This is a genomic window from Caballeronia mineralivorans PML1(12) (assembly GCF_001028175.1).
GTDB lineage: Bacteria > Pseudomonadota > Gammaproteobacteria > Burkholderiales > Burkholderiaceae > Caballeronia > Caballeronia mineralivorans.
Genome location: NZ_AEJF01000006.1, coordinates 32,002 through 58,137 on the forward strand (window position 1 = coordinate 32,002; position 26,136 = coordinate 58,137).

The 26,136-nt window shown below is 60.7% G+C and carries 25 protein-coding genes and 1 tRNA gene; 17 read left to right on the forward strand and 9 right to left on the reverse strand.

Translation table 11 applies throughout. From position 1 onward, the window contains the following. The first annotated feature begins 108 nt into the window (after nucleotides 1-108). The 5 genes from moaA (at nucleotide 109) to EOS_RS01240 (ending at nucleotide 4,215) form a co-directional block, all read left to right on the forward strand. On the forward strand, nucleotides 109-1,218 hold the full coding sequence (gene moaA / locus EOS_RS01220) for a GTP 3',8-cyclase MoaA (protein WP_047844785.1): 1,110 nt from the start codon (nucleotides 109-111) through the stop codon (nucleotides 1,216-1,218). Between the two features lie 79 nt (nucleotides 1,219-1,297). Beyond that, entirely contained in the window at nucleotides 1,298-1,852 is a 555-nt protein-coding gene (gene mobA / locus EOS_RS01225) for a molybdenum cofactor guanylyltransferase MobA (RefSeq protein WP_235442666.1), read from the forward strand. A 166-nt stretch (nucleotides 1,853-2,018) separates the two neighbouring features. Continuing rightward, complete coding sequence (gene moeA / locus EOS_RS01230) at nucleotides 2,019-3,329, forward strand: molybdopterin molybdotransferase MoeA (protein ID WP_047844786.1); 1,311 nt, start codon at nucleotides 2,019-2,021, stop codon at nucleotides 3,327-3,329. A 119-nt stretch (nucleotides 3,330-3,448) separates the two neighbouring features. Then, nucleotides 3,449-3,724 carry a hypothetical protein gene (locus EOS_RS01235; RefSeq protein ID WP_031363462.1) on the forward strand — a complete coding sequence of 92 codons (276 nt, stop codon included), beginning with the start codon at nucleotides 3,449-3,451 and terminating at the stop codon, nucleotides 3,722-3,724. Next, the gene (locus tag EOS_RS01240) at nucleotides 3,724-4,215 is read left to right on the forward strand and encodes a GNAT family N-acetyltransferase (RefSeq protein WP_047844787.1); all 492 of its coding nucleotides are present in this window, start codon (nucleotides 3,724-3,726) and stop codon (nucleotides 4,213-4,215) included. The genes EOS_RS01235 and EOS_RS01240 overlap by 1 nt, the downstream gene beginning before the upstream one ends. On the opposite strand, the gene EOS_RS01245 is transcribed toward EOS_RS01240, so the two are convergent. The 4 genes from EOS_RS01245 to pncB all read right to left on the reverse strand — a co-directional run bounded on the left by EOS_RS01245 (nucleotide 4,212) and on the right by pncB (nucleotide 9,492). Further along, nucleotides 4,212-5,687, reverse strand: coding sequence for a DNA recombination protein RmuC (locus tag EOS_RS01245; protein ID WP_047844813.1), 1,476 nt, complete (start codon nucleotides 5,685-5,687; stop codon nucleotides 4,212-4,214). The genes EOS_RS01240 and EOS_RS01245 overlap by 4 nt on opposite strands. A gap of 2 nt (nucleotides 5,688-5,689) precedes the next feature. Next, entirely contained in the window at nucleotides 5,690-6,670 is a 981-nt protein-coding gene (locus EOS_RS01250; protein WP_047844788.1) for a 2-hydroxyacid dehydrogenase, read from the reverse strand. Nucleotides 6,671-6,679: 9 nt separating this feature from the next. Continuing rightward, a complete protein-coding gene (locus EOS_RS01255) occupies nucleotides 6,680-8,083 on the reverse strand; it encodes a sodium:proton antiporter (RefSeq protein WP_235442664.1) in 1,404 nt (467 codons plus the stop codon). Between the two features lie 218 nt (nucleotides 8,084-8,301). Then, nucleotides 8,302-9,492 (reverse strand): nicotinate phosphoribosyltransferase, encoded by a 1,191-nt coding sequence (pncB, locus tag EOS_RS01260; protein ID WP_047844790.1) that lies wholly within the window; start codon nucleotides 9,490-9,492, stop codon nucleotides 8,302-8,304. 415 nt (nucleotides 9,493-9,907) lie between these two features. Here pncB and fdxA point away from each other — a divergent pair, with 415 nt between their 5' ends. The 8 genes from fdxA (at nucleotide 9,908) to kdgD (ending at nucleotide 16,565) form a co-directional block, all read left to right on the forward strand. Next, nucleotides 9,908-10,231 (forward strand): ferredoxin FdxA, encoded by a 324-nt coding sequence (fdxA, locus tag EOS_RS01265; RefSeq protein ID WP_047844791.1) that lies wholly within the window; start codon nucleotides 9,908-9,910, stop codon nucleotides 10,229-10,231. 130 nt (nucleotides 10,232-10,361) lie between these two features. After that, nucleotides 10,362-10,437 (forward strand) — tRNA-Asn (locus tag EOS_RS01270). A gap of 390 nt (nucleotides 10,438-10,827) precedes the next feature. Beyond that, nucleotides 10,828-11,070: an antitoxin gene (locus EOS_RS01275; RefSeq protein WP_047844792.1), complete on the forward strand. Its 243-nt coding sequence runs from the start codon at nucleotides 10,828-10,830 to the stop codon at nucleotides 11,068-11,070. Continuing rightward, nucleotides 11,067-11,459, forward strand: a complete 393-nt coding sequence (locus tag EOS_RS01280) for a type II toxin-antitoxin system VapC family toxin (protein ID WP_047844793.1) — start codon at nucleotides 11,067-11,069, stop codon at nucleotides 11,457-11,459. Before EOS_RS01275 ends, EOS_RS01280 begins: the two co-directional genes overlap by 4 nt. Nucleotides 11,460-11,654: 195 nt before the next feature. Beyond that, nucleotides 11,655-12,398 carry a FadR/GntR family transcriptional regulator gene (locus EOS_RS01285; RefSeq protein WP_047844794.1) on the forward strand — a complete coding sequence of 248 codons (744 nt, stop codon included), beginning with the start codon at nucleotides 11,655-11,657 and terminating at the stop codon, nucleotides 12,396-12,398. Between the two features lie 530 nt (nucleotides 12,399-12,928). Next, nucleotides 12,929-14,176, forward strand: a complete 1,248-nt coding sequence (locus tag EOS_RS01290) for an MFS transporter (protein WP_082163182.1) — start codon at nucleotides 12,929-12,931, stop codon at nucleotides 14,174-14,176. Nucleotides 14,177-14,232: 56 nt separating this feature from the next. Further along, entirely contained in the window at nucleotides 14,233-15,582 is a 1,350-nt protein-coding gene (gudD, locus tag EOS_RS01295) for a glucarate dehydratase (RefSeq protein WP_047844796.1), read from the forward strand. A 65-nt stretch (nucleotides 15,583-15,647) separates the two neighbouring features. Then, nucleotides 15,648-16,565, forward strand: coding sequence for a 5-dehydro-4-deoxyglucarate dehydratase (gene kdgD / locus EOS_RS01300; RefSeq protein WP_047844797.1), 918 nt, complete (start codon nucleotides 15,648-15,650; stop codon nucleotides 16,563-16,565). Between the two features lie 105 nt (nucleotides 16,566-16,670). On the opposite strand, the gene EOS_RS01305 is transcribed toward kdgD, so the two are convergent. Genes EOS_RS01305 through EOS_RS01315 form a run of 3 tightly spaced genes read right to left on the reverse strand, consistent with a single transcriptional unit; the run spans nucleotide 16,671 to nucleotide 19,404 of the window. Continuing rightward, complete coding sequence (locus EOS_RS01305; protein ID WP_047844798.1) at nucleotides 16,671-17,258, reverse strand: LutC/YkgG family protein; 588 nt, start codon at nucleotides 17,256-17,258, stop codon at nucleotides 16,671-16,673. Continuing rightward, entirely contained in the window at nucleotides 17,255-18,664 is a 1,410-nt protein-coding gene (locus EOS_RS01310; protein WP_047844799.1) for a lactate utilization protein B, read from the reverse strand. The genes EOS_RS01305 and EOS_RS01310 overlap by 4 nt, the downstream gene beginning before the upstream one ends. Beyond that, on the reverse strand, nucleotides 18,661-19,404 hold the full coding sequence (locus tag EOS_RS01315) for a (Fe-S)-binding protein (protein ID WP_047844800.1): 744 nt from the start codon (nucleotides 19,402-19,404) through the stop codon (nucleotides 18,661-18,663). The genes EOS_RS01310 and EOS_RS01315 overlap by 4 nt, the downstream gene beginning before the upstream one ends. A gap of 134 nt (nucleotides 19,405-19,538) precedes the next feature. On the opposite strand from EOS_RS01315, the gene EOS_RS01320 reads away from it, so the two are divergent. The 4 genes from EOS_RS01320 (at nucleotide 19,539) to EOS_RS01335 (ending at nucleotide 23,025) form a co-directional block, all read left to right on the forward strand. After that, a complete protein-coding gene (locus EOS_RS01320) occupies nucleotides 19,539-20,318 on the forward strand; it encodes a FadR/GntR family transcriptional regulator (RefSeq protein ID WP_082163178.1) in 780 nt (259 codons plus the stop codon). Next, nucleotides 20,315-21,373, forward strand: coding sequence for an aldose epimerase family protein (locus EOS_RS01325; RefSeq protein WP_047844801.1), 1,059 nt, complete (start codon nucleotides 20,315-20,317; stop codon nucleotides 21,371-21,373). The genes EOS_RS01320 and EOS_RS01325 overlap by 4 nt, the downstream gene beginning before the upstream one ends. Nucleotides 21,374-21,655: 282 nt before the next feature. Further along, nucleotides 21,656-22,132, forward strand: coding sequence for a CreA family protein (locus tag EOS_RS01330; protein WP_047844802.1), 477 nt, complete (start codon nucleotides 21,656-21,658; stop codon nucleotides 22,130-22,132). Nucleotides 22,133-22,260: 128 nt separating this feature from the next. Next, nucleotides 22,261-23,025, forward strand: coding sequence for a DUF4088 family protein (locus EOS_RS01335; RefSeq protein WP_047844803.1), 765 nt, complete (start codon nucleotides 22,261-22,263; stop codon nucleotides 23,023-23,025). 32 nt (nucleotides 23,026-23,057) lie between these two features. Here EOS_RS01335 and EOS_RS01340 read toward each other — a convergent pair whose 3' ends face one another. Both EOS_RS01340 and EOS_RS01345 read right to left on the reverse strand, forming a co-directional pair. Beyond that, a complete protein-coding gene (locus EOS_RS01340) occupies nucleotides 23,058-25,154 on the reverse strand; it encodes an ATP-dependent helicase (RefSeq protein WP_047844815.1) in 2,097 nt (698 codons plus the stop codon). A gap of 235 nt (nucleotides 25,155-25,389) precedes the next feature. Further along, on the reverse strand, nucleotides 25,390-25,803 hold the full coding sequence (locus tag EOS_RS01345; protein WP_047844804.1) for a hypothetical protein: 414 nt from the start codon (nucleotides 25,801-25,803) through the stop codon (nucleotides 25,390-25,392). Between the last annotated feature and the right edge of the window lie 333 nt (nucleotides 25,804-26,136).

The following is a 26,136-nucleotide window of genomic DNA, read 5'->3' on the forward strand; positions in this document are numbered from 1 at the left end:
TGAAAAAGGGATGGCAAACCGCCCTAAAACCGCCCTTCCGCTAAAATGAGGTGTTCGAAGTTCATAGCGGCCGCTTTACCGCCGCCGCCCGCGAGAAATAAAACGATCATGTCCCGACGCATCATTCCCGTCACCAACGTCAGCGCGATTCCGGATTTCTCCGGCGCCACCGCGACGCCGACCGGATTGCTCACTGACAGGCTGTCACGCGACTTGCGCGATCTGCGCATATCGGTGACCGATCGTTGCAATTTCCGCTGCGTGTACTGCATGCCGCGCGAAGTTTTCGATAAAAACTACGCATTCCTGCCGCATAGCGCCCTACTGTCGTTCGAGGAAATCGAGCGGCTGGCAAGGCTGTTCGTCGCACACGGCGTGGAAAAAATCCGGCTTACGGGCGGCGAACCCCTGCTGCGCAAGAACATCGAATTCCTGATTGAACGCCTGGCGCTGCTGCGCACGCCGGAAGGCCGGCCGCTCGATATCACGCTCACGACTAACGGCTCTATCCTCGCGCGCAAGGCGCGCTCGCTGAAAGACGCGGGGTTGTCGCGGGTGACAGTGAGTCTCGACGCACTCGACGATGCGTTATTTCGCCGCATGAATGACGCCGATTTCGCCGTCGCCGATGTGCTCGAAGGGATCGAGGCCGCGCATGCCGCCGGTCTTGCGCCATTGAAGGTCAACATGGTCGTCAAGCGCGGCACGAACGACGCCGAAATCGTGCCGATGGCGCGTCACTTCAAAGGCAGCGGTGCGGTCCTGCGCTTCATCGAATATATGGACGTCGGGGCGTCGAACGGCTGGAACATGAGCGAGGTGTTGCCGTCCGCGCAGGTGGTCGCGCGCATCGCCGAGCATTTTCCGCTGCGCTCGCTCGAAGCTCACAACGACGCCGAAACCGCGCAACGCTGGGGTTATGAGGACGGCGGCGGCGAGATCGGCGTCATTTCAAGCGTTACGCGCGCGTTCTGTAGTTCCTGCACGCGCGCGCGCCTCTCGACCGAAGGCAAACTGTATTTGTGCCTGTTCGCCACCTCGGGCCACGACTTGCGCGCGCTGATCCGCAGCGGTGCGAGCGATGCCACCGTCGCCACGGCGATTGCCAGGATCTGGGAAGCGCGCACCGACCGCTACTCGCAACTTCGCGGCAGCAACGCGTTGCCTGCTGCCAACCCGGATGCGCCGCGCGTTGAAATGTCATATATCGGCGGCTGACGTGGCCGATGCGCCTGACAGGTCTATCTCGAAACACGACATCACGGGTGTGGTGTTGGCAGGCGGCCGCGGATCGAGAATGGGTGGCATCGATAAAGGCCTGCAGCCGCTGAACCTCGAACCACTCGCGCTCCATGCGCTGCGGCGTCTCAAGCCCCAATGCGGCGCGATGTTGATCAGCGCAAATCGCAGCCTCGAAATCTACGCGCAGCTTGGCTTGCCCTTCCGGGCAAAGGTCATTGTCGATACGTTTCCCGACTTTCCCGGCCCGCTTGCCGGGATATCCGCTGCGTTGCATGCAGCGCAAACCGAATTCGTGCTGTTTGCGCCCTGCGATGCGCCTTTCGTCGATCCTCATCTGGCCGAGCGGCTATCTGACGGCTTGAGCGCCGGGCAAGCGGATATCGCTACGGCAGCCGTAATCGATGCCGCCGGCGAACGTCATCTGCATCCGGTTTTCGCGCTGCTGCGCGCGTCGCTGGCAGACGATCTCGACGCATTCATCCGTGCCGGCGAGCGTAAGGTTCGCGCGTGGTACGCGCGCCACAAGGCGGTAGAAGTGACCTTCGCCGACGAGCGTGCGTTTTACAATGTCAACGATTTGCGTCAGCTAGCCGATCTCGAGCGCCGCTGAGCATCGGTTCGTTTCTTCGTCTCGTGCTTCGGTTCGCTTCGAGCCTTCGGCTTGGTCAGGGCGCGGCGTCTTGCGGCGGCTGCCCCGGCATGCGCGACATGTCTGCCTTTTTCACCCGTGCGCCCGCGGGCTTTGTTTCGCGACTCCGCTCCGTTTCCACCCATCGATGAACACAACCAAGCACTTTTCGAGCTGCGTCGCCGAGTACGATCCGAACGCGCTGCCCGTCAGCGCCGCGCAGGAAATCGTGCGTCAGTGGGCGTTGCCGCGCGGTCGCGTCGAGGTGGAACGCGTACGTCTGTTCGACGCGCTCGATCGCGTGCTGGTCAAGGATGTTGTCTCGCCAATCAACGTCCCTTCCCACGACAACTCCGCGATGGACGGTTATGCGTTCGACGGCGCAGCGTTGTTGGATGCATCTGGCGGTGATGAATCGCTTCGGCTGACAGTCGCCGGTACCGCGCTCGCCGGACAACCATTCGAAGGCCGTCCGCTCGCCACGCAATGTGTACGCATCATGACCGGCGCGCTCATTCCACCCGGCTGCGACACCGTCGTGCCGCAAGAACTCGTGCAGCGCGCAGGCGACGCCGTCACGTTCGCCGCATCGGGTATCGAGCGTGGTGCGAATCGGCGGCTCGCTGGCGAAGACCTCGCGCAAGGCCAGCCGGCGTTGCGCGAGGGTCGTATTGTGCGGGCGTCGGATCTGGGCTTGCTGGCGTCGCTCGGTATTGGCGAAGTCGCTGTACAACGGCGCTTGCGCGTCGCGTTTTTTTCAACCGGCGACGAATTACGCTCAGTCGGTGAACCGCTCGCGCCGGGTTGCATCTACGATAGCAACCGCTATACCCTCTTCGCGATGCTGCGTCGGATGAACGTGGAGCCCGTGGATCTCGGCATTGTCCGCGACGATCGCGCATCGCTTGAACGCGCATTGCGGCAAGCTACGCAAGACGCCGACGTGGTGATCAGTTCAGGCGGCGTATCAGTAGGCGACGCCGACTTCACGCGAGACCTGATGAACGCGCTCGGCGACGTGGCGTTCTGGAAGATCGCAATGCGTCCCGGCCGTCCGCTCGCGTTCGGCCGCTTGTGGTCGGGCAGGCGTCCAGGTGAAGGCGAATCGGCATTGTTCTTTGGTTTGCCCGGTAATCCGGTTGCGGTGATGGCAACCTTTTATTTCATCGTGCGCGAGGCGCTGCTCGCCATGTCGGGCGCGACGCCGCATTCGCTGCCGTTGATATCGGCCACGAGTTCGCAGCCGATCAACAAGCGCGCCGGGCGCACGGAGTTTCAGCGCGGTATCGCACGCCGTGATGACTCCGGGCATTGGCATGTGGCGACGACCGGGCCGCAAGGCTCGGGCGTGCTGAGTTCAATGAGCGAAGCCAATTGCTTCATTGTCCTGAAGCACGACGCAGGGAATATCGATGCGGGAGACAGCGTGGATATCCTGCCATTCGACTGCCTGATCTAGTTTCAAAAGGCTCTTCGACAACCTGCTTCAAGAATCTGAGCTGCAACGCCGTAATCACTTAAGCGGCCAAAGCCGATGGTTCGAACGCATTGCACTATGACTGACGGGGCTTTTCCTTCATGAAAAAACAGATTTCGTTCATCGCGCCGGGACAGACGGCCAAAGCGCTGATTCTCGTGTACCTGACCTTCAGCGTACCGATTGTGCTACTTGGCGTGCTGGTCGCGTTCTTCCGATACGGCTCGGTCGAGCTGAGCACTGTGACAAGCGCGCTGCTGCTCAATGCAATCCTCGGTTTCATCTTGCTGTGGATTGCGTGCCACGCGTACAACTGGGTGGCGTCGCGGTTCGGCGGCATCGAGATCGTCTTGTCCGACGCGCCGGAAGAAGCCTGATGAGCGCTGAAATCCGGCCCGCCACACCCGCCGATACTGGCGCGATCTTCGCACTGATGTTGGAACTGGCTGAGTTCGAAAAGCTCATGCACATGTTCATCGCGACCGAAGCCGGCGTGCATGACGCGCTGTTCGGCGCGCGGCCGTCCGCCGAAGCAATGGTGGCCGAAGAGAACGGGCATGTCGTGGGCTACGCGCTGTTCTTCCACAACTATTCGACCTTCCTCGGCAAGCGAGGATTGTTTCTGGAAGACCTGTATGTAAAACCGGCCATTCGCGGCAGCGGGCTCGGCACGAAGATGCTGCGTGCGCTCGCGGCGCTTGCGGTGAAACGCCAGTGCGGCCGCTTCGAATGGACCGTGCTCGACTGGAATCAAAACGCCATCGGCTTCTACGAGAAGATGGGCGCGACTGTCTTGCCCGACTGGCGCATCGTGCGCATCACCGGCGACGCGCTCGCTACGCTGGCTTCTTCGCCCGCGGCAGATTAGGCTTCAGGTTCATCTCGTTCATCTCGTTCTTCGCGTTCATCTCCGAGCAGGTTGGCTGCCTGCTCGCCCGGCAACGCTTCCACGTCGCGCAGTTTCTTGCTCATCTGCCGCGTACGGGTCTCCGCTGACTCGATAGAGCGCGTCACCGCCTCAAGCTGCGAGCGCGTCTTCGACAGTACTTCTCCAAACTTCCTGAACTCCGTTTTCACCGCGCCCAGCACTTGCCAGACTTCGCTGGAACGCTGCTCGATCGCAAGCGTCCTGAAACCCATTTGCAGGCTGTTCAGCAAAGCCGTCAGCGTGGTCGGACCCGTCACACTCACGCGGTATTCCCGCTGCAGAAAATCCGTCAGCCCCGGACGGCGCAGGATTTCCGCGTACAAACCTTCGGTCGGCAGGAACAGTAACGCGAAGTCCGTGGTGTGCGGCGGCGCCACGTACTTCTGCGCGATCGTCTTTGCCTCCGCACGGATCCGGCCTTCGAGCGCGCGTGACGCCTCCTCTACTGCTACCGGATCGGCGCGCTCTTGTGCGTCGATCAGACGCTCGTAGTCCTCGCGCGGAAACTTGGCATCGATAGGCAGCCACACCGGCGTTGCAACCGCATTCGCGCCGCTTTGGCCGGGCGCATCGTGACGGCCGGGGAGCTTGATCGCGAACTCCACACGCTCGCTGCTCTTCGGAATGGTTGCGACGTTCTTGGCGTACTGGTCCGGCGTCAACACCTGTTCAAGCAATGATTCGAGTTGCACTTCGCCCCAGGTCCCACGAGTCTTGACGTTGGTCAGCACCTTCTTCAAGTCGCCGACACCCGCCGCCAGCGTCTGCATTTCCCCCAATCCACGATGCACCTGTTCCAGCCGGTCCGACACCAGCTTGAACGATTCGCCCAGCCGCTGCTCGAGCGTCGCGTGCAGTTTTTCGTCGACGGTACGGCGCATTTCTTCGAGCTTCGCCGCGTTATTCGCCTCGATGTCCTTTAGCCGCGCTTCAAGCGTTGCGCGCACTTCGCTCAAACGACGGTCATTCGACTCCGACATCTGCGCGAGCTGCAGCGTGAGTGTTTCACCGAAACGCCTGAGCGCCTGACTTTGTTCGTCGCGTGCGTGCTGGCCTTGCTGCACGTTGGTTTCGGTCAACGTCACCAGTTGCCGGGAGAACCCTTCGAGCTGCGTGTTCTGGAGGCTCGCCATGCTCGCGAGTTGCGTCGCGAGCGTGCGCTGGAATTCAGCGAACGCGGTACCCGCTTCTGTACGCGAGGCGCGGGACGTCTCCGTTACTTCGCCCCGCACATTGCGTTCGAGCCGCTCCTGCGCACGCGCGTGAGCTTCGCCCATATCGATGATCCGATCGCTCAACGCCTCGAACTGTTGCTCGACATCTGTCTCGCGCTTCGGCCGCAACAGCAGGATCAACGCGATCACCAGCGCGATCGCGAGGACGGCGACGCCCGCGCTCAACAGCAACAACATGGTCATTTCTTCAGGACTTCCGGATTGATCGGGTTCGGCGGATTACCGGCGCGCGGGCCTTCGCCCAGCGCGGCGATCAGGTTGTCGGCGGCGAGATTGGCCATGGCACGGCGCGTGGATTCGGTCGCACTCGCGATATGCGGCGTCAACACCACGTTCGATACCGTGAGGAAATCGCGATTGAAATTCGGCTCGCCTTCGAACACATCCAGCCCGGCTGCCGCGATGGTCTTGTTGCGTAAGGCCTGGATCAGCGCGGCGTCGTCAACAATACCGCCGCGCGCGATGTTGGTCAGCGTAGCCGCAGGCTTCATGCTCGCCAGTTCGGCCGCGCCGATGGTGTGGTGATTCTCGGCGGTGTACGGCAGCACGAGCACGACATGATCGGCGCGCTTGAGCAAATCCGCCTTCGATACATACTCGGCGTTCAGTTCCGCCTCGATCTGCGGCGCGACGCGCGAACGATTGTGATAGATCACGCGCATGTTGAACCCGCGCGCACGCCGGGCGAGCGCCTGGCCAATGCGGCCCATGCCGAGCACGCCGAGGGTGGAGCCGCACACGTCGGTACCGAGAAACGCGTCGTAGGACCACGTGCCCCACTTGCCCGCGCGCAGGAAGTGCTCCGATTCCGCGATACGCCGCGCCGCCGCCATCATCAGCGCCCAGCCAAAATCAGCCGTGCTTTCATTCAACACGTCCGGCGTGTTGGTGCCAAGCACGCCGTGCGCGTTCAACGCCTGCATGTCGAAGTTGTTGTAGCCGACGGCCATGTTCGACACAACCTTCAGATTCGGCGCACCTTCCAGGACCTTCGCCGTGACCGGGTCGCCTGCTAGCAACGCACCATCGCGATCGGCCATGCGGCGCGCGAATTCGTCGGCAGGGAGCGGTGCGCCCGGGTTGGCATCGACTTCAAAATATTGCCGGAGGCGTTCGATCACGTCCGGGAAAATGGGGCGGGCAACCAGCACTTTCTTCATCGACTTCTCCTAAAAGAACAACCATCCGGTAATCAGGAACAAGGGCAACAAGACGACCGTCGACCAGCCGAGATACGCAAAGAATCCCGGCATCACGACGCCGCGCGATTCAGCGATCGCCTTGACCATGAAGTTGGGCGCATTGCCGATATAGCTGTTCGCGCCCATGAACACGGCGCCCGCCGAGATGGCTGCGAGCGTGGAGGCGCCAGCCGTCATCAGCGTCGGGGCATCACCGCCGGCGAGGTTGAAAAACACGAGATAGGTCGGCGCATTGTCGAGAAACGACGACAACAAGCCGGTCGCCCAGAAGTACGCAATGTCGATCGGCTTGCCGCTTGAATCGGTCACCAGGTGCACGATGCCGGCGAACGCACCGTGCGCGCCGGCACGCAGGATCACGATCACCGGCGCGATAGTGATGAAGATGGCGGCGAACAGCTTCGCGACTTCCTCAATGGGCGCCCAGTTGAATGCGTTGCCGGCGCGCGCGCTTTTCGGCGTCAGCAGCAGCGATAAAAGCGTCACCACGACGAGCAATACATCGCGCACGACGTTCTGCAACGCGACGTGCGTACCGAATACATCGAACTCGATGCCCGGTTTCCACAAGCCGCTCATCAGCACCAGTGCGACAACCGCGGCGAGCAAAACGAAATTGATCTTGCCGTCGACGCTCAACGGCGTTTTCACCTCACTGCGTTGCACCACCTCTTCCTTCGTGTAGTAATAGCGGTCGAGCGCGTAGAAAAGCGCCAGTAGAACAACGCAGATGAAGAGCGTGGGCACGGCGAGATGCACCGTGGTCCAGAAGAAACTCACGCCGTTCAGAAAGCCGAGGAACAGCGGCGGGTCCCCCAGCGGCGAAAGCGCGCCGCCGGCATTGGCCACAAGAAAAATAAAAAACACGACCCGATGCACGACGTGCTTGCAATGTTCATTGGCGCGCAGCAGCGGGCGAATCAACAGCATTGCCGCCCCCGTCGTTCCCATGATGCTGGCGAGCACCGTACCGAGCGCGAGCAGTCCCGTATTCAGGCGTGGAGATCCATGCAGGTCGCCATGCAGGCAGATGCCGCCCGCGACGGTGAACAACGCCGTGAGCAGGATGATGAACGGCACGTACTCTTCCAGCATGGCGTGCACAAAGGTCGCGAACGCGGCCTGCGTGCCAAAGCCCAGCGCAAAGGGCACGAGGAACACAAGCGCCCAGCCCGCCGATATCTTGCCGAAATGACTGTGCCAGGCATGTGGCGCGATCAGCGGAACAATCGCGATGGACAACAGAATGCCGGCGAACGGAAGCGCCCACAAAGGAGACAGCGTGGCGCCATCGAGCGTTGCCGCAGACGCGCTCAAAGGCAACGCGGCAAGCAACAGAGCTTGCCATAGTCGTCGGATCGTCACGGACATGTTCATGCGCGATCACAGCCGGTTGCAGTCGTAGCCGGAGCGAGCCGCCGTAGGCGTTGATCTATTGAGTTTCGGCGTGGGGCCGATGTATGCATGATGCTGTCCTCGTTGGCCTGCGCGTCGATCAAGGACTCGATTATAACGAGCGCTCCCGCTCCAATACCCTAGACCTAACGGCTAACGCGGGGCAGCATCGCCCTCAAAAAACCCTGCGCGGGTTATTGTTCTTCCACGGGCTTGGCGATGTCGAACACCTGGCGAAGATAGGCAAGATAAGCCTGGTCTTCGCACATGTTCTTGCCGGGGGAATCGGAGAGTTTGGCCACGGGCTGACCGTTGCAGCGAACCATCTTGATCACGATCTGCAGCGGCTGATAGCCAAGGTCATTGGTGAGGTTGGTGCCCACGCCGAAAGCGAGCTGACAGCGCCCGCGAAAACGTTCGTAGAGACGCAGGACCTTCGGAATATCGAGTGCGTCGGAGAACACGAGCACCTTGGTGCGCGGATCACAGCGGTTCTGCTCGTAATGACGGATCAGGCGCTCGCCCCAGTCGAATGGGTCGCCCGAGTCGTGACGGGCGCCGTCGAAGAGCTTGCAGAAGTACATATCGAAGTCGTTCAGGAACGCTTTCATGCCGTAGACGTCAGAGAGCGCGATACCCAGGTCGCCGCGATACTCCTTCGCCCACATCTCGAAGCCGTAGGTCTGCGAATCGCGCAGGCGCGGACCGAGCGCCTGGCAAGCCTGGAGGTATTCGTGCGCCATGGTACCGAGCGGACGCAACCCGTGCTTCATTGCGTAGTAGACGTTGCTCGTGCCCGTGAACTGATCGCCCAGGCCTTCCTTCAGCTTGAGGATGACCTCCTCGTGCCATTGCTTGGAGAAACGCCGGCGGGTGCCGTAATCGGCGATCTTGCAGTCCGAGACTTCAGGACGGCCGCCGAGCAACTGGATCTTGTCGCGCAAGCGGTCGCGGCCGGTATCGAAGGTCGGGTCGCGCTGCGTGTTACGGAAATAGACCTCGTTGACGATCGCGAGAACCGGGATTTCGAACAGGATGGTATGCAGCCAGGGCCCGACAATATCAATGTCGATCTCACCGTTCTGCTTTGCCGACGGCTTGATCGTGATGGACTTCTCGTTGAGATGAAAGAGCGCGAGGAAGTCAATGAAATCGCTCTTGATGAAGCGCATCCGGCGAAGATATTCAAGCTCTTCTTCTTTGAAGCGCAGGTGGCAGAGCTGGCGTACTTCGTCGCGTATTTCATCTATATACGGCACGAGATCGACCCCCGGCGTACGGCACCGGAATTTGTATTCTGCGTGTGCCGCCGGGAAGTGATGCAGCACGACCTGCATCATCGTGAACTTGTAGAGATCGGTATCGAGCAGCGAATGGATAATCATGGTTCCAGACGAACGGCTAGGAAAGCGGGCAGAGCCGCGGGTAGAACCGCGGGCAAAACCACGGGTAGGAACGCAAACGGACCCGGCACGCCCCGACGCACTGAACACTTCGCCCCCGGCGGCCTCCAGTGCATGTTACCCGAAGTGTTCGCCCGGAGCGCCGCCCCACCCGGGCGTTGCAAGCCGCACAGGGGTCGTGCGGCAGCCCATAACCAAATCACTAAACGATATAAGGCCTTCTGGATGAGGGTCGCGCTCGAATATACCGGTACGCTACAATATCGTTTTTGGCGCGCAGATTGTGCACAGCCGGGCTATCCAGCCCCGGATAGCGACTCTTGGTTCTCTGGTTGAACCTGAGGTCCATGTCGCCGCCCTCGCCGCCGCCCCACGAATTCCGTATGCAGGAGCCTGAATGACTCACGTTGTGACCGAAAGCTGCATCAAGTGCCGCTATACCGATTGCGTGGACGTGTGCCCGGTGGATTGCTTCCGCGAAGGTCCCAATTTCCTCTCGATCGATCCCGACGAGTGCATCGATTGCGCCGTTTGCGTGGCTGAATGCCCGGTCAACGCAATCTATGCGGAAGAAGATGTACCCGGCGATCAACAGCACTTCATCGAATTGAACGCCGAACTTTCACGCGGCTGGCCGAGCATCACCAAGACCAAGGCGCCGTTGCCCGAAGCTGACGAGTTCAAGGACGTTAAAGAGAAGCTCGAACTGCTGGAGCGTTGATCTGGATGGCGCACGTCGTCGCATCCTTCGAAACCGATCATTCGTTTGTGACTTTTTGAATCGGGATGATCTGAGGGTGTTGACAGGCTAGATTACCCTCCATATAATTTCATTTCTCTGCTGCAGATGTTCCTCGATAGCTCAGTTGGTAGAGCGCCGGACTGTTAATCCGTAGGTCCCTGGTTCGAGCCCAGGTCGAGGAGCCAAAAAGATTTCAGCTCAAAAAGCCCAATCGAAAGATTGGGCTTTTTGCATTGTGGGTCTTCAAATCAGGTTACCAAACAAAAACATGCAAACACCTGCTGATCTTCGGCGCCGTGTTTCTGCGAGATTTCGATGACACGCGCCGAAGGGTCGCGCAACTCTATCCATCTTTTTATCGTCCTCCAATCAAGCGAGGGCATTTGAGACGAGCTACCCCTCACGCCTCTCGACCCGTTTTTTGATGGACTACTAACGATACTGTACAACCCAAACGTTCCGCGAATGCGCGGCCAAAAGCGCCTGCAATCACCCCACTCCGAAGCAGCTATCGTCCCACCCGGCCATTCCCCGATGATATATACTTTTGCTACATATCAATTCGTGAGGTGCTGATGGACACTGCCAAGGTTTTTTGGTCCGGCCGATCCCAGGCGGTGCGCCTGCCGAAGGCATTCCGGCTGGATGCGGACGAAGTGCGCGTTCGCCGTCATGGCCGCGCCATTATTCTTGAGCCGATCGCGAGCGACTGGGCATGGCTGGATTCGGTTGTCGGCCCGCTCGATGACGACTTCGTCCAAGCTACACGCGAGGAGTTGGCGCAACAGGATCGTCCGAATCTGGACGTTTTTAAGTGAATTATTTGCTCGACACGAATGCCGTTATTGCCTTGATGAAGGGACATACCGGTTTTTTGACGCGGCTGCGCCAGCACCAGCCGCGGGATTTCGCCATCCCGTCGATCGTCGCTCACGAACTCCATTTTGGCGCTTACAAGAGCGGGCATGCAGCCGGCAATCTCAGGCGTGTGGAAGCGCTGCAATTTGAAATTCTCGACTTCGATCCGGAAGACGCTCGCCACGCGGGCGAGGTGCGCGCACAGCTCGCTTTAGCGGGAACGCCGATCGGCCCGTACGACGCTTTGATTGCAGGGCAGGCACTAGCGAGATCGCTCACGCTCGTGACTCACAACATGCGCGAGTTTCAACGCGTGGTCGGCCTAAGCATCGAGGACTGGGAAAGCTAATAGCTGCGTACGCTTCTGCATGAGCGAGCGTCGCCAGACCGTGGCGCAGAGCAAAGCCGCGAGATCGCACCCCGAGCCCAGCCAGATCCGCCACTTGCCAACATCCGGCAAATCTTTAAAATTGATAGTCGTCAGACAACGGTATAATCTCCACTCCATGACATCGCCAAACGGCTGACCCAAGGAGCGTTTCTGATGGGCGAATCCCTCACATCCGTCGTGACACCCCGACGCGCCCGTAATCTGGCGGAGAGCGTGTTCGACTACGTGATCGAGCAGATCGAATCCGCCGCGCTGAAGCCGGGCGACAAGTTGCCGACCGAAGCGAAGCTCATGTTGACGCTCGGCGTGAGCCGCACCGTCGTACGCGAAGGCATCTCGCGGCTGCAGGCCAACGAGGTTATCGAAACCCGTCATGGCATTGGCAGCTTCGTGCTGGAGCCGCGCCGCGAAAAGCTGGGTATCGACATGGTGCCCGCCACCACGCTGCGCGACGTGTTGTCGGTGCTCGAACTGCGCATCAGCCTCGAAACGGAATGCGCCGGGCTCGCCGCGCAACGCGCGCAGCCGGAAGATCTCGTGCGCATGCGCGCAGCGCTCGACGCGATAGAAGCGACCAGCCGCAACGGCAGCGACAGCGTCGCGGCCGATCTCCAGTTCCACATCGCGCTCGCACGGGCGACCGGAAACCGCTATTTCGTCGATATCCTGACCCAGATGGGCACAGCGCTGATTCCGCGCAACCGCATCGATTCGGCGGGCATCGCAAAAGCCGACCCGAAAGCGTACGTCTCGCTCGTCAACCAGGAACACGAAAGCATTCTCGAAGCGATTACGCGACGCGACGCCGAAAGTGCACGCGCCGCCATGCGCATGCATTTATCGAATAGCCGGGAACGGTTGCGCCGCGCGAACCAGTCGAGCGAAGCGAACGGCTGAAAACGCCCTCGCCTTCGCGGCTGCTCTATAGCCGCCGCTCACGGGTTCACTGGCTGCGTTGGCGTGCCCCCACGGGATACCAAATGCACGGGCATCGCGCGCCGGGCACCCGCAGCCACGTTGGCAGGCCCGAGTTCGCCCTAATTTTCCGCGATTACGATTTTTATTGTCTGACATCGTACTTTCATAAGTATTATTCTTCGTGCAAAACATTATCGATGACCGCCTTTCTTCTTGCAAGCACTGACCTGATTCGGGGTTAACACCCATTCTAGCGATCTTCGAACAGATCGTAGAATGTCATCAGACAACGTATCACGCGCTGGAAATTGCAAACTTGCTCGCCGTCGTCCAGCCGCGCGACGGTGATCGCCAGCAGTCGCATCGACAGTTCGGGGACGGACCGGGCCACCAATCAGGCCACCATTCGGAGAGGACTTTTGACACCCGATTTCGCTCCATCGACGTATGACGCGCTGGAATCAGCCGCGTCGAAAGTGAAGCGCCACGTGCTGCCGCTGTTCCTGATCATGTTCATCGCGAACTACATCGACCGGGTGAACATCGGCTTCGTCAATACGCATATGCAGACGGACCTGGGTATCGGCGCGGCGGCTTATGGGCTGGGAAGCGGCTTGTTCTTCGTCGGCTACGCGCTTTTCGAAGTGCCGTCAAATGTGCTGATGGCACGCTTCGGCGCGCGGGCGTGGCTCACGCGCATCATGTTCACCTGGGGCCTGGTTGCGGGCGCGATGGCGTTCACCTGGAACGATACGTCGTTCTACGTCATGCGGTTCCTGCTGGGCGTAGCTGAAGCCGGGTTTTTCCCGGGCGTGGTGTATTACTTCACGCAATGGCTGCCGCAAAAGGAGCGCGGCAAGGCAGTCGCGATCTTCCTGGGCGGATCGGCCCTGGCGTCGGTACTGTCGGGTCCGGTGTCGGGCGCCCTGCTGTCGATACGCGGCTTCGGCCTGCATGGCTGGCAATGGATGTTCTTGATCGAAGGCCTGTTTTCGATCGCGCTGTGCGGCGTGAGCTGGTTCATGCTCAAGTCGCATCCCCGCGATGCCAAATGGCTCACGGCACAGGAACAACACGCGCTTGGCGCCGCCATTGCCACCGAACAAGCCGAGCGCGAAGCCGCCGGCAACGCGCATCTGCCCATCGCCAAACTGTTGAAAGATCCGCAGATCGTGCTGTTCTGCCTGCTGTATTTCGCGATCCAGCTGACTATATATGCCGCCACGTTCTGGCTGCCGACGATCATTCGAAAGATGGGCGGCCTGAGCGATTTCCAGGTCGGCCTCTATAACGCCGTGCCGTGGCTGATCGCCATGTTCGCGATGTACTGCTTCGCGGTGTTGTCGGCGAAATGGCGCTTCCAGCAGGCCTGGCTCGCGCTCGCGCTGATCATTGCGGCCTGCGGACTGTTTGCATCGACATCGGCTAATCCGGTCTTTTCGTTCGTCGCTATCTGCTTTTCGGCGATCGGCTTTAAAGCAGCAGCCTCGCTATTCTGGCCGCTGCCGCAGGGATACCTCGATGTACGCGTCGCGGCCGGCGTGATCGCGCTGATCAACTCTGTCGGCAACCTGGGCGGCTTTTTCGCGCCTGCGGCGTTCGGTTATCTACAGCAACACACGGGTTCGATCTCGGGCGGTCTTTATGGGCTGGGGATCGCGTCGATCATAGCGGCCGTCGCCGCGTTCTTCGCGAAAGACCGGCTGATCGGCCGACCCGAACACGCCGTCGAGCCGAGCCCAACACGCGCCGTGTAAGCGAGGCCGCCTCACGCCATGCGCACCGACCCAATCAACTCACACTGACCACGTCCATGTCCACGAACTCAAGCGTTTCAAACGCCACGCCCACCGTCACTGAACTGCGCGTGATCCCGGTTGCCGGCCGCGACAGCATGTTGCTGAACCTGAGTGGCGCGCACGGACCGTTCTTCACGCGCAACATCGTGATCCTGCGTGACAGCGCGGGCCACACCGGCGTAGGCGAAGTGCCGGGCGGCGAGAGCATCCGCAAGACCATCGACGATGCACGTGCGCTCGTGGTCGGCCAGTCGATTGGCAATCTGCACGCCGTACTCAACGCCACGCGCAAGCAATTCGCCGATCGCGATGCAGGCGGGCGCGGCACGCAGACTTTCGACCTGCGCACGACCATCCACGCCGTGACGGCGCTCGAAGCCGCGTTGCTCGATCTGCTCGGCCAGCATCTGGGCGTGCCGGTCGCGGCGCTGCTCGGCGAAGGCCAGCAGCGTGACGAAGTAGAAATGCTGGGCTACCTGTTTTATATCGGCGATAAAAACAAAACCGACCTGCCCTATTCTTCCGGCACGGATGCAACCGATGACTGGACCCGCCTGCGCCACGAAGAAGCGATGACGCCCGAAGCCGTCGTCCGGTTGGCGGAAGCAGCCCACGCGCGCTACGGCTTCAACGACTTCAAACTCAAAGGTGGCGTGCTCTCGGGCGACGCAGAAATCGAAGCGGTCACCGCACTAGCCGAACGCTTCCCCAAAGCCCGCGTGACACTCGACCCGAACGGCGCGTGGTCGCTGTCCGAAGCCGTGCGCCTGTGTCGCGACCAGCACCATGTGCTCGCCTACGCCGAAGACCCGTGCGGCGCTGAAAACGGCTATTCCGGCCGCGAGGTCATGGCTGAATTTCGCCGCGCCACGGGCCTGCCGACCGCCACCAATATGATCGCGACCGACTGGCGCCAGATGGGCCACGCGATCCAGTTGCAATCGGTGGATATTCCCCTCGCTGATCCACATTTCTGGACCATGCAGGGCTCGGTGCGCGTGGCGCAGATGTGCAACGAGTGGGGCCTGACGTGGGGTTCGCACTCGAACAATCACTTCGATATTTCGCTCGCCATGTTCACGCACGTCGCGGCGGCGGCGCCCGGCAAGATTACCGCGATCGACACCCACTGGATCTGGCAGGACGGCCAGCGTCTGACGCGCGAGCCGCTGCAGATCGTTGGCGGCAAGGTGAAGGTGCCGGCGCGGCCGGGACTGGGCGTGGATATCGATATGGACGAACTCGAGAAAGCCCACGCGCTGTACCAGCAACACGGCCTCGGTGCCCGCGACGACGCCATCGCGATGCAGTACCTGATTGCGAACTGGACCTTTGACAACAAGCGCCCGTGCCTCGTGCGCTGATTTTCTCAACGGCTCAATCAACGACTTAATCAACGGCTTATTCAAAAACCAATTCACGACCGAACATGACGACACCTCAAGAACTCAAGCAAATCGTTTCCGAAGGGCTGCTGTCCTTTCCGCTGACCGACTTCGACGAGCAAGGCGACTTCCGCGCCGATACCTACGCCGAACGTCTGGAGTGGCTCGCGCCCTATGGCGCGACGGCATTGTTCGCGGCCGGCGGCACGGGCGAGTTCTTCTCGCTCACGCATAGCGAATATTCCAACGTCATCCGCACGGCGACAGAAACCTGCAAGGGCAAGGTGCCGATTCTCGCCGGTGCAGGTGGCGCGACGCGGGTTGCGATTGCTTATGCGCAGGAAGCCGAACGGCTTGGCGCGAACGGCATTCTACTGATGCCGCATTACCTGACCGAAGCCAGTCAGGAAGGGATTGCAGCGCACGTCGAACAGGTGTGCAAGGCGGTGAAGAATATCGGCGTGATCGTGTATAACCGCGCCAATTCGAAGCTCAACGCCGACATGCTCGAACGGCTCGCCGACTCCTGCCCGAATCTGATCGGCTTCAAGGACGGCGTGGGCGAGATTGAAAACATGGTGACGATCCGTCGCCGGCTGGGCGACCGGTTCTCGTACCTTGGCGGTTTGCCGACGGCTGAGGTTTATGCGGAAGCGTATAAGGCGCTGGGCGTACCGGTGTATTCATCGGCGGTGTTCAACTTCATCCCGAAGACCGCGATGGAGTTTTATCGCGCGGTGGCATCGCAAGATCACGTCACGACCGGCCGTCTGCTCGATGAGTTCTTCATGCCGTATCTGGCGATTCGCAACCGCCGTGCGGGTTATGCGGTGAGTATCGTGAAGGCGGGCGCGAAGCTGATCGGCCGTAGTGCGGGACCGGTGCGCGCGCCGCTGACGGATCTGACCGAAGATGAAATGGCGCAACTCGACGTGCTGATCAAGAAGCTCGGAGCGCAGTAAAGTCGCACGCAGCTAAAAAGTCGCGCGCAGCTAAAAGCCGTTCCGGCGTAGGTCGGAACGGCTTTTTTGCGCCTGACGATCTCGCCGCGCGCGCGGCGGCGGCACTCAACTCGCGAGCAATACCACCGTCAGCGATCGCACGCCCTGCGCGCCACGAATCAGTACGCCTTCGATATCCGCTGTCGCCGATGGCCCCGTCACCAGCACCGCATATCGCGCGGCGTTGAAGTCATCGCGCCGATACACATCCTGCAGCCCATCCACAATCTGCTCCGGATCGAGCAGCACGACGAGATGCTGCACCAGATAGCCGATCGAGTTGACGATGTATTCGTCCTCGCTGAACCACACCGAGCCGGTTTCCGCCACGCCAAAACGCGCACGGACCACACCTGCATCGACGTCCTGGAGCGACGCCGGCGACGTATCCGCGGTAAGCGCACGGTTCCCCTCGATACCCGGCACGGCCGAGGCGACTATCGCGTCAGCGCCGAAGCGTTCATGAAGCAGCGCACGCACCGACTCGAGCGATTCACCTTCAACCACCGTTCCACCCATCGCCGCCAAGGCCGTGCGAAAGCGTTCCAGGCGATCACCGGGCGGAGTATCGAAGAGCGGCACGTCGGGACGCGTCCTTCCAGCCGGTTGCGCCGCGCGAATCTTCGCGAGAAAAGCGTCACGCGTTGTCGTCATTTGTTGGCCGCCTTGCGATTTTTCTTGTACCACTCGTGGAAAGTCTCGGCAGGCGTTTCAGGCAGATCGCGCTGGCGGCCCCAGATGTTCAGCGGGTTGTAGAGCACGAAGTTCGGCAGTCGCTTGAGCGCGCCGCCCAGCGATGCAACCGTGCCACGATACAAGGTCGGACTTGCAAGCAGACGCCCCGCCATCTTCAACACTTCCTGCTTCACAAACGGCACTTCGTGATTCGCCGCGATGACTTCGCGCCACTTGTAGATCTGCTCGTGAATGTTGACCTTTGTCGGACAAACGTTCGTGCAACTGCCGTTGAGCGTCGATGCAAACGGCAGACTGCTGAAGTGCTTCATATCGTAAGTAGGGTTGATGATTGCGCCGATCGGCCCCGAATACGTGAAGCCATACGACAAGCCGCCGCTTCGCCGATACACCGGGCACGTATTCATGCACGCGCCGCAGCGAATGCATTTGAGCGAATACCAGAAATCCTCCATCGCGAGGCGTTCGGAACGGCCGTGATCGACGAGAATGTAATGCATCTCTGAGCCCGCTCGAGGCGCGCGGAAATGCGATGTGTATTGCGTGATCGGCGAGCCGAGCGCGCTACGCGAGAGCATGCGGATGAACACGCCGAGATCGGAGATCTTCGGAATCAGCTTTTCAATCCCTATCGACGCGATGTGCAACGGCGGCACATTCGCCGACAGATCCGCGTTGCCCTCGTTGGTACACACCACGACCGTGCCGGTCTGCGCCACCGCGAAATTGCAGCCGGTCATGCCGGCGGTTTTCTCGCGCACGAAATACGGCCGCGTATTCATGCGCTGGCTTTCGGCGAGATAGTGAATGTCGCTATTCTTCGGATCCGTGCCGATCGTACGGCCGAATAACTCGGCGACATCGGCGCGAAGTTTGTGCACGGCCGGCACGACCATGTGACTCGGGTCCTGGTTATCCAGCTGCTGGATGCGCTCGCCCAGATCGGTTTCCATCACCGTAATGCCGCGCGGCTCGATGTACTCGCGCATCTTGCATTCATCGGTGAGCATGGATTTGCTTTTGACGAGCGTGGTCAGGCCGCGCTCGGACATCAGCTTGTAGACGATCTCGTTGTGTTCCTCAGCCGTCGACGCGTAATGCACCACCACGCCGTGCGACTCGGCTTGGGTGATGAACTGGTCGAGGTAATCGGCGAGATGCGAGAGCGTGTGCTCCTTGATACCCGATGCCAGCTCACGCAGCGTTTCCCATTCCGGCATGCCATGCGCTTGAGCGTCGCGCTTGCTGCGCAGATCCCACAAGCGTTTATCGTGGAAAGCGACGTGATCCGCCTTCGCGATAAACGCGCCCGCCGCCTTCGCGTGATCGAGCCGTTTGCTTTTCCCCTTCACGACGTCGCTCATGCGCGCGCTCCGTTCAAAACCTGAGCGATATGGATGAAGCGTGCATCGAGTTTCAGGCGTTCGGCGCAGCCTTGCTGATGCATGAGGCACGACATATCGCCGGAGACGATGTATTGCGCGCCCGCGCCCAGATGATCGCGGACTTTGTCCTGACCCATCCTCACCGACACGGCCTCTTCCGTCACCGAAAACGTGCCGCCGAAACCGCAGCATTCGTCGGGCCGCGTGGGCGTGACGAATTCAATGCCCTTCACGCCTTCGAGCAACGTACGCGGTTTGGAAAACGGCGTTCCGCCAATCTCCGATGCCGACACCTCACGCAAGTGCCGGATCGCGCTGCAGCTATTGTGCAAACCCACACGATGCGGAAATTCGGCCCACGGGAATTCGCGCACTTTCAGTACATCGTGGAGAAATTCGACGAGTTCGTACGCGCTCGCCCTGACCTTGCGCACAGACGCCGTTTGCTCGATGGCGGTTAAATGCTCGCGCACATGATGGATGCAACTCGCCGATGGCCCGACCACATAGTCGTAATCGGCGAAGTTACGCGCGAACACACGCTCGGCGCCGGCCGCTTCCTTCTGCGCGCCGCTGTTTGCCATCGGTTGACCGCAGCAGGTCTGCTCCTGCGGGTAATCGACGTCCACGCCCAGGCGTTCGAGCAGTTCAAGTGTCGCGATGCCGACTTCGGGATAAAACGCATCGATAAAACAGGGAACGAACAGGGCGACTTTCATCGGATAGAAGAATGTGGGGAGCCTGAAAAACGAAGGATTCTGCCACTCTTGGTCAGCTTGGTCTGACCAAGACTTTAAAGTTTGTGATCTTTCATGTCAAACTAGAAGAAACCTCCGGCCGTTCTTACCCACCTATGCCCTTTCAGCCCGTTCATTCCTACACTCGCGTACGCATCGCCGATGTCGTGTCCGACCAGATCCGGGCGCTGATCACGAGCGGCGCGTTGCTGCCCGGGCAGCGCCTGCCCGCCGAGCGCGACCTCGCCGAACAGCTCAACGTGTCGCGGCCGTCACTTCGTGAAGCGTTGATCCGGCTGGAATCGGATGGATTTATCCGGGCGGCGGCGCGCGGCGGTTTCGAAGTGTCCGATGTGACCGCGCCGCTCGTGTCCGCGCCGCTCGCCGCGTTGCTAAGCCAGCATCCGACCGCCAGCGCCGATGTGCTCGAACTGCGCCACGGGCTGGAATCGCTGGCAACGGCCTATGCCGCCGAACGCGCTACCGACGCTGACCTGACGCGTATCGCTGAAGCATTTCAGACGCTGAAAACTGCGGCCGTCGAGCCAAAACGCACGCGCATTGCGGAGCGCGATGCGGCGTTTCATCTTGCTATCGCCGATGCCACGCATAATCTTGCGCTCGCCCACGTGATGCACGGTCTGCACGAACTCGTGCGTGAATCCATGCTGACCTCGCATCGGCTGGTCGATTACGACGACGACGTGGAGGCGAATCTGCTGGCACAACACCAAGCCATCTTCGATGCCATCATCGCCCGCGATCCGCAACGTGCGCGTGAGGCCGCAGGCGCTCATCTAGACTATGTGCGCACGCTGTATCGCGAGCGGTGGCCGTTGCCGGAAGCCGGCCACCGCCATGCCACGAAAAACCAAAACCCGGAGACCACACAGTGAACATTTCCAGTGCCCATTGGGGCGATCTTGCGGACGGCACGCCTGTTGAACTCCATACGCTAAGCCATGACAACGGCTTGCGGGTATCGGTGACGAATCTGGGCGCGGCGCTCGTCTCGTGGTTCGCGCCGGATCGCGATGGCCGCCTCGCCGATATCCTCCTCGGCCACGACACGGCCGCGGCCTACGCCACGGGGCCCGCCTACATGGGCGCGATCGTCGGGCGCTGGGCGAACCGCATCGCAGGCGCGCGCTTTTCACTCGATGGCGTGGAGTACCCGCTCGAAGCCAATCAGCCGCCGAACTCGCTGCACGGTGGTTCGCATGGCTTCAGTTTCAAGCTCTGGCAAGCGCGGCACACGGAAGACGCGCTCGTGCTCAGGCTCGAATCGCCCGCCGGCGATAGCGGTTTCCCCGGCGCGCTCACCGTGCAGGTCACCTACACGTTCAGCGCCGCGGGCGAATTGACGATTGCGTACGACGCCTTCACCGACGCGCCGACGCCGCTCAATCTCACGAATCACGCGTATTTCAACTTGTCGGGCGTGCCATCGAGCATCGGCGATCACGAGATCGAAATCGCGGCGGACCAGTTTTTTGCCATCGATAAAAACACGATCCCGACCACGCTCGAAGACGTCGCCAGTACCCCGTTCGATTTCCGCAAGCCAGCGGCTATCGGACCGCGTATCGAGACTCGCGGCAACGAGCAGGTCACGCTGGCGAATGGTGGCATCGATCATTGTTATGTGTTGCGCACGGTGGGTCCGGTCACCGAACTGCCTGAAATACGGCGCGCGGCGAGCGTTTATCACCCGCCTAGCGGCCGCGAACTGAGCGTCGCCACGACTGAACGAGGGCTCGTGTTCTATACCAGCAACCACCTGGAAGGCGAGCCGGGCAAGCAAGGCGTGACCTACGCGAAACACGGCGCGCTGTGTCTTGAAGCAGGCGGGTTCCCGAACCAGATCAACATGGATAGCGCCGAAGCGGTCGTCTTGCGGCCGAACGAGCGCTACCGGCAAGTCACGCAGTACACCATGAGCGTGCGATAGGAGTGCGCCTACATTCGAATAGGACGGGCGCGGCTATCGGCGCATTGGGCTCTCATCGATACTGGATTCATCGAATCAGATATCGAATGGAGACGACAAATGCCCTATCTACTTGGTTGGCTGCTCGGTGTGCCCGTGATCGTGCTGGTGATTCTGTACCTGATCTTTCATTGATCGTTCACCGGACCGGGACGCTTTCGCAGCGCGGTTTCACGTGAATTGAACGAAGGCGTCGTTACAATACGACGCCTTTTTTAATTCCTCACACCCCAAAGGATTCCGATGAAACGCGCCCTCTTCATCTTCGCGTCGCTCTCGACGCTGCTGCTTGCGGTTTCCGGTCTCCACGCCGAGGAAATCGCGAGCGTCAACACGAATTTCCGCTTTACTGGCTCGGATCGTGTATCGGTCGAGGCGTACGACGATCCGGGGGTCACGGGCATCACGTGTTATGTCTCGCGTGCGCGCACGGGCGGTGTTAAAGGCACGCTCGGGATTGCCGAAGATCCGACCGAGGCATCGATCGCTTGCCGCCAGGTCGCGCCTATCAAGATCGACGCGCCGCTCAAGCAGAAATCCGATGTGTTCTCGGAACGGATGTCGTTTATCTTCAAGACCTTGCACGTGGTGCGTATCGTCGATGCCAAGCGTAATACACTGGTTTATCTGACGTATAGCGACAGGATCACCACCGGCAGCGCGAAGAATAGTGTGACGGCCGTGCCGATGCCCTCGGGTACGACGATTCCGGTGAAGTAGAAACTTGGCCTAAAGTTTCCTTTCCCCACGCCGATATATAGACGAACGGCCGTCGCCTTCGGGGCGATGCCGACTGTCTTCCCGCGCCAGCTCAAACCGACACGCGGGATCGGGAACCGGGAAACATCATGGGTCAGATCACCCTTTCATTCAAAGACGAAACGATAGCGGCGCTGCGCCGCGACTTCGATACGTTCCTTCGTCTATCGCTCAAGTTCGATCCGCAATTCGTCACGCCCTCGTTCGAGGATTTCCTGCGCGCAAAACTTCTCGACAACCCCACGCCGCTCACCGAACAAGCCGTCCAGCGAATGCTGCAAAACGGTCAGTACGCGTGGGCAAAACGTGCGCTCGACAAGGAGTTTCCGGACGTCATCGAAATGATGATGCGTCAGGCCGCGGAACATGGTTTCGGCTTTGCAGTGCGCTCGGACTGGAAACCGGACGATCTCGTGAAGGCATCGCGCGCGTGGGCAGCCGTCATCGTGACCGAAGCCAACGGCGATCCGGCGCAGATCGATACGCTCGCGTCCCAGATCAAGGCGGCAGCGTCAGACATCCAGGAACTCGAGATGAAAATGCAGACGCCCGCATGGCGTCTCGCCGATTCACTGCGTCAACGCGTGTACGAAACGAAGATTGCGACCGAACACAGCGTGGGGTCGACCTCGCGCGAGAAGCTCGGTGAACTGCGCTGCCTGTTGCGCCTCGGCATGTTTCATGGCTCGATTGCGAAGCAGGAAGCGCAGCAAGTGCTCGAGCAATTGCGCATGCTCAAGCCGGAGATATTTATTGAAGAGCCCTATGACGGTTTTACCCGCTTCGGCAACTGGCTGCGCGCCATCTTTACGCCAGAGCGCAAAATGCCGAAGCCGTCGCGTGCGGAGCGTTGAGCGCATCGTCACCGAGCAACCCTAAGCGCGCTTTACTCCCACATCTTCTTGAGCCGCGCGGCGATATCGACTTTCGCCTTTGCCGCCGCGGCCAGCCCTGCTGCCGTCGGCGCGCTGGGCTCAGGCACCGGCGGCCACGCGCACGCTTCGAACTGCGGCATCAGATGCGCCGGAATGAAACGCGTGCGCGCCGCCCAGACATGCCGGTCGCCCATGTGCGTCTGGTTGTGCACGTAGAAACGCTGCGGCGTGACAAGGTGCAAATCCTCTTTTGCACGCGTCATGGCGACATACAAGAGCCGCCGTTCTTCATCGATTTCCTCGTCGCTGCCCGTGCCCATATCCGATGGAATGCAGCCATCCACCCCATTCAGCACGAACACGTTCTTCCACTCCTGACCCTTGGCTGAATGGATGGTGGAGAGAATCAGATAATCCTCATCGATCAACGGCACACCCGATTCGTCGCTGGTGGCATCGGGCGGATCGAGTGTCAGTTCAGTGAGAAAACGCTCGCGCGTGGGATACGTGGACGCAATGCTTTCCATCTGCAGCACGTCGCCATGTCGGATCGACGCGTCTTCGTGATTACGCTCCAGATGTGGTTCGTACCAGCGCCGGATCATCTCGAATTCAGCGGGCCAGCCGCTTTCGCGCGAGCACACTTTTGACATCATCGCGACGAGCGCCGGCCAGTCTTCGCTCGCGCGCAACGGCGCGGCGAAGGCGGCTAACGCGGCGGGCGTATCGCTGCGCTGCGCCACCTGATCGAGCACACGCCCGGCTATAGCCGGCCCCACCCCCGGCAGCAACTGCATGACGCGAAACCCGGCCACCCGGTCGCGCGGATTCTCGCCCCAACGCAATACCGCCAGCACGTCCTTCACGTGAACGGAATCGAGAAATTTCAGCCCGCCGAACTTCACGAACGGGATGTTGCGCCGAGTGAGTTCGATTTCCAGCGCGGCGCTATGATGCGCGGCGCGAAACAGCACGGCTTGCTGCTTGAGCGTCATGCCGCCTTCGCGCGCCTCCAGCACCTGCTCGACGATGTAGCGCGCCTGATCGGCTTCGTCGGCGACCGAGACAATGCGCGGCCGTTGCGCCGATGCCTTGTCGGTCCACAAGTTCTTCGTATAGCGCTCGGCCGCCAAGCCGATCACCGCATTCGATGCCGCGAGAATCGGCTGCGTCGAGCGATAATTGCGCTCGAGCGTCACGCATTTCGCGGGCGGATTGAAGTGGTTCGGGAAGTCGAGGATATTGCGCACCGTCGCGCCGCGAAACGAATAGATGGACTGGGCGTCGTCGCCGACTACCGTCAGGCCCCGGCCGTCAGGTTTCATCGAAAGCAGGATGGACGCTTGCAACTTGTTCGTGTCCTGGTATTCATCGACGAGCACGTGGTCGAAACGGCTCGATAAATCCGCGGCGATCGACGGCTCGGCAGCGAGATGCGACCAGTAGAGCAGCAAGTCGTCGTAGTCGAGCACGCTTTGTTGCTGCTTTGCGTGAACGTACGCGGCGAACAGCCGGCGCAGCTCGCCCTCCCATTCGCGGCACCACGGAAACGCCTGGTCGAGCACGGTGGCTAACGACACGCCGGTGTTGACCACGCGCGAGTAGATGGCGAAGCACGTGGACTTGGCCGGAAAGCGCTTCTCTTTCGCCGATAACCCAAGCTCGTGCCGCACGAGATTCATGAGATCGGCCGAATCCTCGCGGTCGTTGATGGTGAACGATGGCGATAAACCCACGAGATCCGCATAGTCGCGCAGCAAGCGCGCGCCCACGCTGTGGAACGTACCCGACCACGTCAGGCCCTGCGCGATCACGCTGCGATTGCCGAGCGCGTTCACGGCGATGCGTGTCACGCGGCGTGTCATCTCGCTGGCCGCGCGCCGCGAAAACGTCAGCAAGAGGATCCGATGCGGATCCGCGCCCTTCACCAGCAAATGTGCGACGCGGTGCGCAAGCGTATTGGTCTTGCCCGACCCCGCCCCCGCGATCACGAGCAGTGCGCCGGCGGGGTCGCCAACATGCGATGCGTGCGTGCCGTACTCGACCGCTTCGCGCTGCGCGTCATTCAGTTTGGTCAGGTACGACGCGATTTCCTCACGCTCGGGCAGGGGTGCGAGATCGTCGTCGGTGGCGGAGTTAAGCGTAAGCACGTCGCATGGGCTTTAAAAACGGGTGACGCACACTGTATATCCATACAACTCCCGCAAGCAAGCGCTTGATGCAGCAAGCTTTTGGCCCTATAAACGCGAAGGCCCGGCGCGCTCGCGCGCGCCGGGCCTTCGTCATTTCACCGCAGCGGAGTCAACCGCCAATCAGTCTGCTTTCTTCGCGTTTTTCAGGTGCTTAGTGCTGCAGGCCCGTGTCCTTCGGCGTATTCGGCTCGGCGGCCTTCAGGTCGTCGTTGGCGGTCTGGTTGTCAGCCTTCTTGTTGATCTTGGCGTTGCGCACTTGCTCCTTGTATTGCGCCTTCGCTTCCTTGGTCGTCGCCTTCAACTCCTGCTTCGAGGCCTTCTTCGACGCCTTGTATTCAGCGCTCGCCTGCGCGTTGGCATTGCGCTTCTGAACCAGCGGATCGGTCGGCGCCGGTGCGACAAGATTCTGCGGCGCCGGCGCAGCTTGCGCTGCCGGTGCGGCTTGTGCGGAAATCTGGCCGGTGGGATCGGCGGCGGCGGGTTGTGCGGTCTGCGCAAACGCGGACGCGGACAAACCCATGGCGACAAAAGCAGTACTCAACAGCATTTTCTTGGCTTGCGACATGTTCATTTCCTCTCTGGCAATTGTTATTCCGGGCGGTCGAATGCAATCCATCGCAAACGACCGCGGCGCCAAGCGATGTGTTGTGTCCTGAAACACCGCTCCAGGCACAGCGCGCCGCAAATACCCGTCTACACTTCTAATGACCGGCACAAACAGACATAAACGCGCCGATCACTATTACTGACCCGGCTCCGGACATTCGAGTTCGCCAAAACCTGTCATTGTTACCGACAGTTTCATTTCCTGACAAATTGCAAACAGCCGAACGAGCCGGCATCCGGGCGTCCGGCTGTAGCCGCACGTGGCGTGCCCGGCTGGTTTATCATGGGCGCC